The sequence below is a fragment of the Dyella halodurans genome, assembly GCF_026283925.1.
GTDB lineage: Bacteria > Pseudomonadota > Gammaproteobacteria > Xanthomonadales > Rhodanobacteraceae > Dyella > Dyella halodurans.
Window position 1 is genome coordinate 319,068 of record NZ_JAPDPF010000001.1, and the last position, 12,297, is coordinate 331,364.

Sequence of the window (12,297 nt, forward strand, 5' to 3'; positions counted from 1 at the left end):
GCTCCTTCTTGGTTTGGGCGACCGCCAGCGACGGCGTGCGAGGGCTTACTTGGCGGTATCGCTGACCGTCAGGCCACTGGTATCGACGCTCTTCACGCCCTTCACCTTGCGAGCGACGTGCTCGACCTTGGTTTTCTCCACCGCACTGGTCGCCGTGCCGGTCACGGTGACGACGCCGTCCATGGTGGTCACGGAGAGATCGGTGCTGCTGACGCCCTTGGTCGTCGCCAGTTCGGACTTGACCTTGGTGGTGATCCAGGCATCCGCCGTCTTGTCGGGCACGGTCTGATTGTCGGACGACTTCTGCATGGCTGCATCCTGTGCGGCAACCTGCGCGAATGGCACGACTGCGAAGGCGGCGATCAGGCCGGCGGCAATCAGCGACTGGCGAATCACGTTGTTGGTGCGCATGGAAATCTCCTGTAGTGGGGAAGCGCTGCCCTTGAGACAGACGTCTGCCGCAGGTGGCGGCATCCGTGGCACCTATCCAAGCAGCGTCAACGTGAACCAGACTCGGCTGATGCCCGGATCGGTTCAGTGCGCGATCACCGTTGCGAAGAAAGCGTGTGCGTGACGTTGCTGTCGCGTTCGCAGGAATGCGTGCAGGTAATGTGATGCGCAGCACATGGGCGGGCGACTTTTCTGGCCGTAGCTGTCGTCAGCATGACGTTCGCAAACTTGTGCGTGTGCCTCGCCGTGACGCGGTTGGAAAGTCACGCGTGCCGAGCGCGAGATGGCTTGTGAAACCTCCGCGCATCCGGCACATTGCGGTGCGAAAACATGGTGTCGCAAGGCTTGATTTCGGGGGGGATCATGGCCGAGTTGGAAGTTCGGGTGATATCCGAACGACGAGAAGGGTTGCTCATCGAGTTGGGTCGCGTGGTCAGCGAGCATGGCCACGTCTTGGTGCGCCAGCGGCTTTCGCCGGATGAGCGTGGAGCCGGCCTGACGATGGTGCTGCGTGGTCCCGAAACATCGCGTTCGGCGCTGGAAGTTGCCTTGGGCGCGCATCCTCGCGTGCTGCACTTCGAATCGTCCTGGGGGACGGCCGAGAAGCATGGCCCGCCAGTACCGCAAGAGGCCGCCGATGCGCCCGTGGTGGCCTGGGCGCCATCCATGGCCTATGGCCTGGGCATGCCATCGGGCGCCGATGTGGCGCGGGTCGAACGCATGCTGCCAAGCTTGGCGAAGGACTATCCACGGATCTTCCCGTGGCTGATCAATCTCGAGTATGCGGTGACCGCCGAGGCGCGAGAGGCGTCCCTGCATCTTGCGGGTCGGCGTGCGGGCGCCTGGGTGTTTCGGCGGCATTTCGCGCTGGGCGCGCGACTCGCGCCGGCCGACGCGCTCAAGCGCATCGTGGTGCCGGCATTGCGCGAGTTGGTGGCGGTGGAATTGCGCGGTGAACAATTGCATGTGCGCGGCTGTCCGCTATGCCAGCCCGGTGGCCTGTCGGGTGGGCGGTTTTTCTGTGGCTTTATCGAGGGACTACTGGCCGACGCGCTGGCCATGGGTGAGCCGAGCGCCAACGAGGTCAGCTGCCATTGCCACGGTGCGCAGGAGTGCGTCTTCGAATTGACGGCTTGATCGATTCCAGGGGGATTTCATGCAGGACATGCAGCAGCACTACAACTATCTGCTGGTGGGGCTTTCTTACGTGGTGGCCGTGCTCGGCTCCTTCACCGCGCTGCAGTTCGCGCTGGGCATTCCCTTGGCGCGTACGCCGGGACAGCGCTGGGGCTCGATTCTCGCTGCGGGTACGGCCATGGGCGGCGGCGCCATCTGGGCCATGCATTTCGTCGCCATGCTCGCGTGCAGCATGGGTGCGCAGGCGACCTATGACGTCGTGCTGACGGCTATCTCGGTGCTGCTCGCGGTGGTGGTGTCTTCGCTGGGACTGGCGATCGCAGGCAGCCTGGTCTTTCGCTGGAGCAACCTGCTGGCGGCCGGCACGGTCATGGGGCTCGGCGTGGCGGGCATGCACTATCTCGGCATGGCTGCCATGCTGATGTCGACGCAGGTGACGTACGACATGCGCCTGGTCGCGTTGTCGGTGGTGATCGCTATCGTCGCCTCGATGGCTGCGTTGTGGCTGGCCTTCAATCTGCGCGGAAGACTGCAGATGCTGGGCAGCGCCCTGGTCATGGGGATCGCCGTCTGCGGCATGCACTACACCGGCATGGCCGCGGCGACGTTCAATCAGGGCGGCACCTTGCCGGCCGGATTTGAGCAGGGCGTGCGGGGCGATCATCTGGGCGGGGTGATCGCCATCATCGTGATGGCGATGCTGGTGCTTGCCCTGGGGATCAGCATCGTGCGCCAGTATCGGCGGTCGGTGCTTTCCATCTAGGGCCGCTGACCAGTCCTGGCGCGGGCGTCGGTGAGCCTGTTGCAACGACCAAGGGGCGCCGCAGCGCCCCTTGGTGATCACGACCGCTGTCGCGGGCTTACTTCAGTTCGTTCTGGTTGGTGATGACCAGGCCATCGCTGTCCATGTGGACTTCGGCCGCTACCGACTTGATGCGCGCCGCCTGTGCCTGCATCGACTCAAACTGCGCCTTGGAGCGCTCGGCTGCGGCCTTCGCCGATGCCGCGGCCGCCGGATCATCGTGATCGGCCGACGTCGTGAGCTGGGCGACATGGTCGGCCCTTTGTGCCATGGCCTTGACCCAGGCGACGTACATATCGCCACTGAGTTGCAGGCGGCCGAAGCGGCCGGCATCGCCCGTGGGGGCGTTAAGCATTTCACCCAGCTTGCTGTCTTCGCCCGCGCCAATGGCCAGGGCGAGTGCCTTGGGACCCATCGCCGCCCACACCGGCTCACCCAGCGGGGCCGTCACTTCAGGCGGCAATGCCACCGGCTTGCCGTCCGTGGTGAGCTTGAGCTGGGCGAGGCCGGACGCCACCATCTGGCTCATCGCCAGCAGTGCTGTCGGGTTCGAAGTGCCGATAAGGACGCGGCCACTGAACTTGGGGATGCCCTCCACATTGCCCGCTTCGAAGCTGTCCAGCGCCACGCGCAGGCCAAGCAGGTCACCGACCGGCGGCACCGCGGCCTGCTGCGACAGCGTGCCGATCTTCACGAAGCCCTCGTTGAGGTCGGTCAGCGACTGGCAGGTGAACGGCTTGGCGGCCACCGCGTCGGCCTGGGCACTCCAGAACACCCGCATCTGGGCCACCGGCAGCGCCAGGCTGACATCGAACGGTGCAGTGCCCGCAGCGCCCAGCCCCGGCAGTTCCACCTTGAGACCGGAGAAAGCCTTGGTGATGTCATCGGCCAGCGCGACGTCCCAGCGCAGGTTCTGGTGCTTTTCGTCGAGCTTGGTATAGCCAAAGCTCACCGAAGGCACGCGAGCGGCGATGCGCGAGGCTTCCGCTTCACAGCTCGGCGCGATTTGCAGCTGGTTGGCCACCGGCTCGCCCGTCTTGGCCGATTCGGCTGCGGCGCGGGCCTTGCGCAGGGCGTTGAACATCGGGTCCTTGCCGCCGGCGGCCAGCGGCAGCAGGCGTACCAGGTCGAGCTGGCCAATCGCCCACGGCTGGTAATCCTTGGCCTTGGCCAGCTTCTCCAGGCGACCATCGTCCTGCAGGTTCTTGGACGGGCGATCCAGGCCGAGCGCCAGGCGCAGCGTGGCTTCGGGTGCATCGGTCGGCAGCAGCGCGGCAACCGCCTGCTTGCCGACCACGGCGATGACGACCTGGGTGCCGGTTTCCGTCGATACGTGCTTGCGGTAGCTCTGGCTACCCACGGTGGCCGTGTCGAACGGCTTGCCATAGGCGCTTTCCAGGCGTCCGACAAAGGCGTCGAACGCCTTGGGGTCGGTCAGCTCGAAACGGACCACCGGCGACAGGCCCAGGCCGTAGAAGGCCGAGCGACCCTTGATGTTGAGGCCCGCGTTCTGCGCGAACTGCTCGATCGTCTTGCCGTCCAGCTCGGCAATCACGGCCTTCAGCAGGCGCGCGGTATCGGGGTCCTTTTCGGCCATGTCGTCCGCGGCGGACTTCAGCTGCACCAGCTGCGAGGGGAGCTGCGCATTGGTCTGCGCCAGCAGGGCCTTGCGGGTGTCGTCGTCGAGGACGTCGAGGTTGGCCACCACGTAGGGCGTATCGGCCGGCACAAAAGCTAGCGGGGCGTCCTTGTCCTTGTGATGGCACGCAGCCAGAAGTACGCCGGCGAAACCCAGCGCCACAAAGCGCGTCGTCGATCGCATGTTTATTCCCTTAAATGGAGGTGTGTTATCGCGCCGCGCATTATGCCCGGAATCCAGTCCTGGCGCGGTGCACCACGGCCAGGCGGGCGCCGTGGGGGGGCTAGCTGGCTGGCGCTTGGACGACCCGGCGTCAGCGACCCAGGACTTCGGCCAGGACCGCCATGCGCACGAAGACGCCATTGCCGACCTGCTCGAGGATGCGCGACTGCGGGCCATCGGCCACTTCCGAGGCGATCTCGATGCCACGGTTGAGCGGGCCCGGGTGCATCACAAGGGCGGCCTTGGCGGCACGCTCGAGGCGGCGATTGTCGAGGCCGTAACGGGCGAAGTACGCCGCTTCGTCGGGCAGGTCGGTGGCGGCCATGCGCTCTTTTTGCAGGCGCAACATTATCACCACGTCCGCGCCTTCGATGGCGGCGTCGAAATCGTCGGTGAGCACGCAGCCGGGGAATTCCGCCGCCTCGGGCAGCAGGCCGCGCGGCGCGCACAGGCGAATTTCCTTGGTGCCCAGGGCGGTGAGTGCATGCACGTCCGAACGCGCCACGCGGGAGTGCTTCACGTCGCCGCAGATCGTTACGGTGAGGCGCTCGAAATCGGGGCGGTGCTGGCGGATGGTCAGCACATCAAGCAGGCCCTGCGTGGGGTGTGCCCGATTGCCATCGCCGGCGTTAATTACCGAGACGCCGCTCATGGCGTGGCGCACGAGCTCTTCGGGCGTGCCCGACTGCTTGTGGCGCACCACGATGGCATCCAGGTGCATGGCCTCCAGCGTGTGCAAGGTATCGAACAGCGCCTCGCCCTTGCTGGTGGAGGAGAAGCTGATGTCGAAGTTGATCACGTCGGCACCGAGCCGGCGCGCCGCCAGCTCGAACGAGGTGCGCGTGCGCGTCGACGGTTCGAAGAACAGGTTGAGGATGGTGCGTCCGCTCAGCATGTCGAGCTTGCGGGTGCCGTGGGCGCAGCCGTCGCGCATGGTCTCTGCGCGGTCGAGCAGGCGCTCGATGGTGGCGCGTGGCAGGTTTTCCAGCGTGGTGAGATGGCGCAGGCGTTGGCTCATGGCGGCAGTGTCGTCGAAAGGTGGGGGTCAGCGGTCGGTGGCTGCCGGCGGCGAAGCCAGCCAGCGTTCCAGGATGACGGCAGCGGCTTCAGCATCGATGGTGGCGGCGTCGCGGCGCTTCTTCAGTCCGGCGGCGCGTGCGCTGGCAAAGCGCTGCGCTGCTTCCTGCGAGCTGTGGCGCTCGTCGGTGAGTTCGATGGGCAGGCCGTAGCGTTGGCCGAGCTTCTCGGCAAGGCGGCGCGCGTTGCGGCTGGCCGGCTGCTCGCCGCCGTCGAGCGTCAACGGCAGGCCGACCACCAGGGTTTCCGGCAGCCATTCCCGGCGCAGGGCGTCGAGCTTCTGCCAGTCGGGATCGCCGTCGCGTACCGGGATGGCGGCCAGGCCGCGCGCACTGCCGGTGAATCGATTGCCGACCGCAACCCCAAGCAGGCGGCTGCCGACATCGAAACCAAACACACAGCTCATGCGTGTCCCGCGTAGCCGGGCAACGCCAGCGGGTCCACCCCGACCAGGCCGGCAGCGGCGCTCCAGCGCTCCTCCAGCGGGGTGTGGAATACCACGCGCTCGCTGGCCTCGACGGTGAGCCAGGTGTTGTCCTTGAGCTCCTGCTCCAGCTGGCCGGCGCTCCAGCCGGCGTAGCCCAGGGCCATCACGGCCAGGCGCGGGCCTTCACCATTGGCCATGGCGACCAGGATGTCGCGCGAGGTGGTGACCGACCATTCGGCATTGATGCGATAGCTCGATTCCCAGTGCCCGGGTTCGCGGTGCAGGACAAAGCCGCGCTCCTGCTGCACCGGGCCACCGATTAGCACCGGGGCGTCGGCCAGTTCCAGGTCGTTGCACTCGAGCTTCATCTGCGAGAGCACATCCCCCAGGCGATATTCGGACAGCTGGTTCACCAGCAGCCCCACGGCGCCGTCCTCATCGTGCTGGCAGATAAAGGCCACGCCGCGCGAAAACGGCGGCTCGGCCAGGCTGGGCATGGCGATCAGGAAGTGGCCGGCGAGCGATTGGGGCTGAGACTGGGAAACGGTCATGGGCGCATTGTAGAACCTGTTCGCGCCTGCCCCATAGCGCGATTGCATCCGCTGCGGCCAAGGCTTCCGCAGCGTGGTGTAAACACGCCGTGAGCGGTGGTGTCAGCGGCTGCGCAGAATGTCGTTCGGCATGAACTGCCAGGTGCGCGTGATGTTCAGTTCGTCGATGTGGTCTTTGTCCACGGGCAGCGAGGGGAACGGGGCTGCCAGGCGCACGATGCGTTGGGCGGCGGCGTCCAGCAGCTGCTGCCCCGAACTGCTCACCACCTCGATGCCCTTGACCGAGCCGTCGCGGTTGAGCGTCACGGTCATCAACACGTCGCCGTGCAGGCCGCGGCGACGGGCCTCGTTCGGATAGTTCAGATTGCCGACGCGCTCCACCCGGTCGACCCAGCCGCGCATATAGGCCGCATAGGCGTATTCCTTGGTGTTGGCCGAGATGAACTTCTTTTTCGGACGCTTGGCGTACTGCTCGCTGCGATCGCGCACCTCGGCGGCCAGCTGCGCCATCTCCTGCCGCCGCTTCACCTCGCTAGGCGACTCGGGCAGGTCCTGGGGCGTGTGTTCCAGCTTGGCGCTGTCGGTGCTGACGGTGTAGTGGCTGTCGCCGGTGGTGGTCAGCAACTTGTCCTCGGTGGCCTCCTGCGGCCGCGGCGCGCTGGCCTCCACCGGCTGGGGCGCGACCCCGGGGTTGGCCTTGGGGGTCGGCCCGGAAACCAGCTGCGAGGGGCGGGCGGCCTTGTCGCTCTCGCCGCCGCCGGAGTTATTGGCCTGGGCCAGGAAATCGGCCTTGTCGGGGGCGTCGCGGTTGGCCACGTCCACCAGGGTGACGTCCAGGGTCGGCAGGCTGGGCTTGGCTTTGACGTAGTTGAACGTGATGCCGAGCAGCAGCACGCCATGCAGCAACAGCGAGAAGAGCAGGGTGGCGCCGATCATGTCGGCGCCAGTGCGGACAGCAGGTTGGCTCACGCGGCGCGGTTTCCGATTCGAGTGCGTTCGATGACGTCGAACAACTGGCCGGCAATATTAAGCCCGAACTGCGCGTCCAGTTCGCGGGCACAGGTCGGCGATGTGACGTTGATCTCGGTGAGGTAGTCGCCAATCACGTCCAGGCCCACGAACAACAGGCCGCGGCGACGCAGTTCCGGCGCCACCTGGGACACGATCCAGCGATCCCGCTCGCTCAGCGGCACGCCAACCCCGCGGCCCCCGGCCGCCAGGTTGCCGCGGAACTCGTTGCCCTGGGGAATGCGCGCCAGTGCGTAAGGCACCGGCTCGCCGTCGATGACCAGGATGCGCTTGTCCCCGGAGGTAATTTCAGGAATGTACTTCTGGGCCATGGTGAACTGGCGGTGCTCGCCATGCGGTCCGGCCGCAATCAAGGTCTCGAGCATGGAGTTGAGGTTGGTGTCCCCGGCGTTGACCCGGAAGATACCGCGGCCGCCCATGCCGTCCAGCGGTTTGAGCACGACCTCACCGTGCGCGGCCACGAAGGCGCGCAGTTCGGCGGCGTCGCGGGACACCAGGGTGGGCGCCATGCATTGCGGGAAGTGCATGGCGAACAGCTTCTCGTTGCAGTCCCGCAGTGCCTGGGGGCGGTTGACCACGGTCACGCCGGCACGCTCGGCCTGTTCCGCCACCATGGTGTCGTAGATGAACTGCGCATCGACTGGCGGGTCCTTGCGCATCAGCAGCAGGTCGATCTCACGCAGGTCACGCCAGCGCGGTTCTTCCAGCATGAACCAGCCGGCGGCATCGTCCCGCACGGACAGGGCGGCCAGGCGTGCCCAGGGCTGGCCGTCCCGCAAGGCCAGGTCGCCCTGTTCCAGGTAGAACAGGCGATGCCCCCGCCGCTGGGCCTCCAGCAACATGGCGAAGGTGGTGTCCTTGGCGATCTTGATGGAGCCGATCGGGTCCATCAGCACGGCGACCGAAAGGGTCATCGTCATTCTCCGGTAGTAGAGCGTCGTCACGATCTGTCCCGGCGCTGACCGGGAAAGAGCGTGGGAGTGTATGTCGAGACGCGGTCATCTGATGACTTCCCCGGCCAACTCGCCCGACCCGGCTGGTGGTCGCCCGGTCCGCCAGCGGATGCCGGTGGGGCGGGTAGGCGGTCTGGTCGTCGCCTGATGAGGCAGGAGAGGTGCATGGACAGGTCAGTCAGCCGCTTGACCAGGCCAGCAGCCCATGGTCACGATGCAGCCCAGCATCGTGACGATTCGCTGGCTGAAGGCCTAAATCAATGACGTGGCGCTCTCCATGTGAGATTTCAGCTTGACGTCAAGTCAGGCAGGCGGTAAACAGCAACAACGGATGCCTGCCGGCGAAGTAAAGTGGGTCAGTTAGTCATAAGAAGCTTTACTGAATTCTTTTGTCCACGTGGGGCTGGCAGCCAGTTGCCGACGGCCGCACGTTTTACCTGAGCCTGGGGCGGGTCGCAGGGGGGTGTTGTGAACTTGAACATAAATGGAAATGGCCTGGCCGGCCTCAAGGTCATGGTTATCGATGACTCGAAAACCATCCGCCGGACCGCCGAAACCTTGCTCAAAAAAGAAGGTTGCGACGTGCTGACCGCCGTGGACGGTTTCGAGGCGCTGGCCAAAATCTCTGACCAGAAGCCCGCCATCATCTTCGTCGACATCATGATGCCGCGCCTCGACGGGTATCAGACCTGCGCGCTGATCAAGAACAATCCGCAGTTCCGCGGCACGCCGGTCATCATGCTCAGCTCGAAGGACGGCTTGTTTGACAAAGCACGTGGCCGCATCGTCGGCGCCGAACAATATCTCACCAAGCCATTCACTCGTGACGAGCTGCTTGGTGCTATCCATCGACATGTCAGCACGGTGTAAGACCGGCGACTACAGGGTCTGAGGGGGACCTGTGGCCAATATTCTCATTATCGACGACTCGCCGACCGACGTGCGCGTGTTCACTACCCTGCTTGAGCGCGCGGGTTATCGGGTCGATTCCGTTGGCAGTGCCGAGGAAGGCATCGAGCGCGTGCGTGCGCAGTTGCCCGACCTGGTCATCATGGACGTCATCATGCCCGGCATGAACGGCTTCCAGGCCACCCGCACGCTTACCCGCGACCCGGTGACGTCCAACGTCCCGATCGTCATGATCACCACCAAATCGATGGAGACCGATCGCGTGTGGGGGCTGCGCCAGGGTGCGCGTGCCTTCATCACCAAGCCGGTGAACGAAAAGGATCTCCTCGCGTGCATCAACGATCTGCTGCCGAACGCTGCCTGAGGTGACGATGAGCCAGACTGCCACGCTCTCGCCCTTCGAAATCCTGGCCCGCTACGAACGACTTTCGCTGGTTCATGCCTCCGATACGCCGGAGAAGCTGGAGGCCCCGGGCCTCTGGCGTGGCATCGGCTACCGTGCCGGCAGTCGTTTGTTCGTCAGCGGCATCGATGAAATCAGCGAACTGCTGGCCGTGCCGGTGTTGACGCCGGTACCCGGTACGCAGGCCTGGTTGCTTGGCGTGGCCAATGTGCGCGGCAACCTGGTGCCGGTCATCGATCTCGCGCGCTTCCTGTTCGGCGAGCGCACCATCCAGACCGAGCGCACGCGCCTGCTGGTGGTACGACAGAGTGGCGGCAACGTGGCGTTGATGGTCGACGAGGTTTTCGGCCAGCGCACGGTGGATGCCGAGCAGCGTCGCACGGCCGAACAAGAAGACGATCCGCGCCTGGCGCGATTCGTGGAAGATCGCGTGGGCGAGCCACGGTTGGCCGTGTTCAGCATGGGCAAACTGGTGCGCGCGCCTGATTTCCGCCAAGCCGCAGCGGCTTGACGGGCGATAGTTGAACCAAGGGTAGGACCGGCGCCAGTCGTGGCCGGAATCAGGGCGATGAACCCAGCCTCCGCCAGCAAGGGTGGCGGGGGTAGACGGGCGAGGTGAACGAAATGAGCACTACAGGGGGCGTTGGCAAGGAGCGGGGCTATACCGGCCTCATCATTGCGCTGGTCATCGCGATTGGATTCGCGGGTGTCGATTTCGTCATGCTCAACATCAGGAACAGCGAGGATCGGCAGGCCATTGCCCTGACCACGCAGATCCAAGTGTTGTCGCAGCAGACGGCCAAATATGCGCTCGAAGCGGCCGACGGTAACGTCGACTCGTTCAAGGAGCTGGAAACCAGCCGCAACGCCATCGATTCGGCGGTGCAGCACCTGAACAAGGGCGACCCGAAGAGCGGCATGCAGGCCTATGCCGACAACAACGCGACCCCCGCCGGTCGTGCCGTGGGTGCGTTGACCAATGCCTGGGGACAGCTCGATGCCGATATCGGCAAGATCCTCTCCAACAAGGCCCTGGTGCTCGATTCGGCCCAGCGCGCGGCAACGCTGTCGCGTGACCTGCCGCTGCTCAACTCCAGCATGGAGCAGGTGGTAAACATCCTGCAGCAGCGCGGCGGTAGCGCCGAGCAGACCTATACCTCGGCACGCCAGATGGTGCTGGCCGACCGTATGACCCGCCGCGTGCAAGAGGTGCTGCAGGGTGGCGAAGGTTCCCAGCCTGCCGCAGACGGCCTGGCGCGCGACGGCCAGCTCTACGGTTCGGTGCTCAAGGGCCTGCTCGAAGGCAACGCCGAAGTCGGCGTGCGCTCGATGGGCGATGCCAATGCGCGCAAGATTCTTACCGACATGCAGGCCCAGTGGGACAACCTGCAGGATCCGGTCGGCAAGCTGGTCGGCGCTGCCGGCAACCTCGGCGACGTGAAGCGAGCAGGCAACCAGGCCTCGCTGGATTCGCAGAACGTGCTGTTGCGCGCCAATGAATTGTCCGACCAGGTCGGCAAGCTGCCGCTGCGTCGTTTGTTCCCTAACGTGTGGTGGGGCGTGCTCGGTGCCATCGGCGCGGTCGCCTTCATCGTCGTGCTGGTGGTCCAGCTCGTGACCGACCAGCGCCGCCGCTTCCAGGAAAGCGCCGAGCTCAACCAGCGCAACCAGGAGGCCATCATGCGCCTGCTGGACGAGATGGGCTCGCTCGCCGAAGGTGACCTGACGGTCAAGACCACGGTCACCGAGGACATCACGGGCGCCATCGCCGACTCGGTGAACTACGCCATCGACGAGTTGCGCACCCTGGTGACCACGATCAACGAGACCTCCGAGCAGGTGTCCTCGTCGGCCCAGGAGACGCAGACCACGGCACGCCATCTGGCCGAGTCGGCGCAGCACCAGGCACAGCGGATCAGCACGGCGACCACGGCGATCAACCAGATCGCCAGCCTGATGGATACCGTGTCGAAGGATTCCGCCGAATCGGCCGACGTGGCCGAGCGCTCGGTGAAAATCGCCTCGCGCGGCGCCGAAGTGGTGCGCGAGACGATCTCGGGCATGGACTCGATCCGCGACCAGATCCAGGAAACCTCCAAGCGCATCAAGCGCCTGGGCGAGTCGTCGCAGGAGATCGGCTCGATCGTGGAACTGATCAACGACATTGCCGAGCAGACCAACATCCTCGCACTCAATGCGGCCATCCAGGCGGCCTCGGCCGGTGAGGCGGGTCGCGGTTTCGCGGTGGTGGCGGACGAAGTGCAGCGCCTGGCAGAACGTTCCGCCAGCGCGACGAAGCGAATCGAAACGCTGGTGCAGACCATTCAGTCCGATACCAACGAAGCGGTGAACTCGATGGAACAGACCACCGCGGAAGTGGTGGCCGGTGCCCGACTGGCGGAGGACGCCGGCAGTGCGCTGGGTGACATCGAGCGCGTGTCGCACGATTTGTCCGCCCTGATTCAAAACATCTCCACCGCCGCCCGCCAGCAGTCCACCGCGGCGTCGGACATTTCGGTGTCGATGAATGCGATCCAGGAAATTACCTCGCAGACCTCGCAGGGCGCGAGCCAGACGGCCGATTCGATCGGTTACCTGGCCCAGCTGGCGAGTGATCTGCGGCGCTCGGTGGCGCACTTCAAGCTGCCGGGCTGACACAAAACGATTTTCACAGGGGGCAACCTCGACGGTTGCGTGA

Annotated in this window: 13 protein-coding genes; 6 read left to right on the top strand and 7 right to left on the bottom strand. The window is 65.4% G+C overall.

The annotated features are described in order from the left end of the window. Nucleotides 1-45 precede the first annotated feature (45 nt). Nucleotides 46-411, bottom strand: a complete 366-nt coding sequence (locus OUZ49_RS01410) for a BON domain-containing protein (RefSeq protein ID WP_266148123.1) — start codon at nt 409-411, stop codon at nt 46-48. Between the two features lie 447 nt (nt 412-858). Between OUZ49_RS01410 and OUZ49_RS01415 the strand changes: the two genes are divergently transcribed. Continuing rightward, entirely contained in the window at nt 859-1,587 is a 729-nt protein-coding gene (locus tag OUZ49_RS01415) for a hypothetical protein (protein WP_266148124.1), read from the top strand. 19 nt (nt 1,588-1,606) lie between these two features. Next, complete coding sequence (locus OUZ49_RS01420; protein WP_266148125.1) at nt 1,607-2,350, top strand: MHYT domain-containing protein; 744 nt, start codon at nt 1,607-1,609, stop codon at nt 2,348-2,350. A gap of 97 nt (nt 2,351-2,447) precedes the next feature. Here the strand turns inward: OUZ49_RS01420 and OUZ49_RS01425 are convergent, their stop codons facing one another. From OUZ49_RS01425 to gshB, 6 genes are all read right to left on the bottom strand, one after another. Then, a complete protein-coding gene (locus OUZ49_RS01425) occupies nt 2,448-4,211 on the bottom strand; it encodes a hypothetical protein (RefSeq protein ID WP_266148126.1) in 1,764 nt (587 codons plus the stop codon). Between the two features lie 130 nt (nt 4,212-4,341). Beyond that, entirely contained in the window at nt 4,342-5,268 is a 927-nt protein-coding gene (locus OUZ49_RS01430) for an aspartate carbamoyltransferase catalytic subunit (RefSeq protein ID WP_266148128.1), read from the bottom strand. 27 nt (nt 5,269-5,295) lie between these two features. After that, nucleotides 5,296-5,733 carry a Holliday junction resolvase RuvX gene (ruvX, locus tag OUZ49_RS01435; RefSeq protein ID WP_266148129.1) on the bottom strand — a complete coding sequence of 146 codons (438 nt, stop codon included), beginning with the start codon at nt 5,731-5,733 and terminating at the stop codon, nt 5,296-5,298. Beyond that, nucleotides 5,730-6,305: a YqgE/AlgH family protein gene (locus OUZ49_RS01440; protein WP_266148130.1), complete on the bottom strand. Its 576-nt coding sequence runs from the start codon at nt 6,303-6,305 to the stop codon at nt 5,730-5,732. The genes ruvX and OUZ49_RS01440 overlap by 4 nt, the downstream gene beginning before the upstream one ends. 102 nt (nt 6,306-6,407) lie before the next feature. Further along, nucleotides 6,408-7,274: an energy transducer TonB gene (locus OUZ49_RS01445; RefSeq protein WP_266148131.1), complete on the bottom strand. Its 867-nt coding sequence runs from the start codon at nt 7,272-7,274 to the stop codon at nt 6,408-6,410. Beyond that, nucleotides 7,271-8,248, bottom strand: a complete 978-nt coding sequence (gene gshB, locus OUZ49_RS01450; RefSeq protein WP_266148132.1) for a glutathione synthase — start codon at nt 8,246-8,248, stop codon at nt 7,271-7,273. Before gshB ends, OUZ49_RS01445 begins: the two co-directional genes overlap by 4 nt. A gap of 552 nt (nt 8,249-8,800) precedes the next feature. Between gshB and pilG the strand changes: the two genes are divergently transcribed. From pilG to OUZ49_RS01470, 4 genes are all read left to right on the top strand, one after another. Further along, the gene (gene pilG / locus OUZ49_RS01455; protein WP_114238650.1) at nt 8,801-9,157 is read left to right on the top strand and encodes a twitching motility response regulator PilG; all 357 of its coding nucleotides are present in this window, start codon (nt 8,801-8,803) and stop codon (nt 9,155-9,157) included. A 31-nt stretch (nt 9,158-9,188) separates the two neighbouring features. After that, nucleotides 9,189-9,560 (top strand): response regulator, encoded by a 372-nt coding sequence (locus OUZ49_RS01460; protein WP_266148133.1) that lies wholly within the window; start codon nt 9,189-9,191, stop codon nt 9,558-9,560. A gap of 7 nt (nt 9,561-9,567) precedes the next feature. After that, nucleotides 9,568-10,110 (top strand): chemotaxis protein CheW, encoded by a 543-nt coding sequence (locus OUZ49_RS01465; RefSeq protein ID WP_266148134.1) that lies wholly within the window; start codon nt 9,568-9,570, stop codon nt 10,108-10,110. Nucleotides 10,111-10,223: 113 nt separating this feature from the next. Next, complete coding sequence (locus OUZ49_RS01470) at nt 10,224-12,254, top strand: methyl-accepting chemotaxis protein (RefSeq protein ID WP_266148135.1); 2,031 nt, start codon at nt 10,224-10,226, stop codon at nt 12,252-12,254. Nucleotides 12,255-12,297 lie beyond the last annotated feature (43 nt).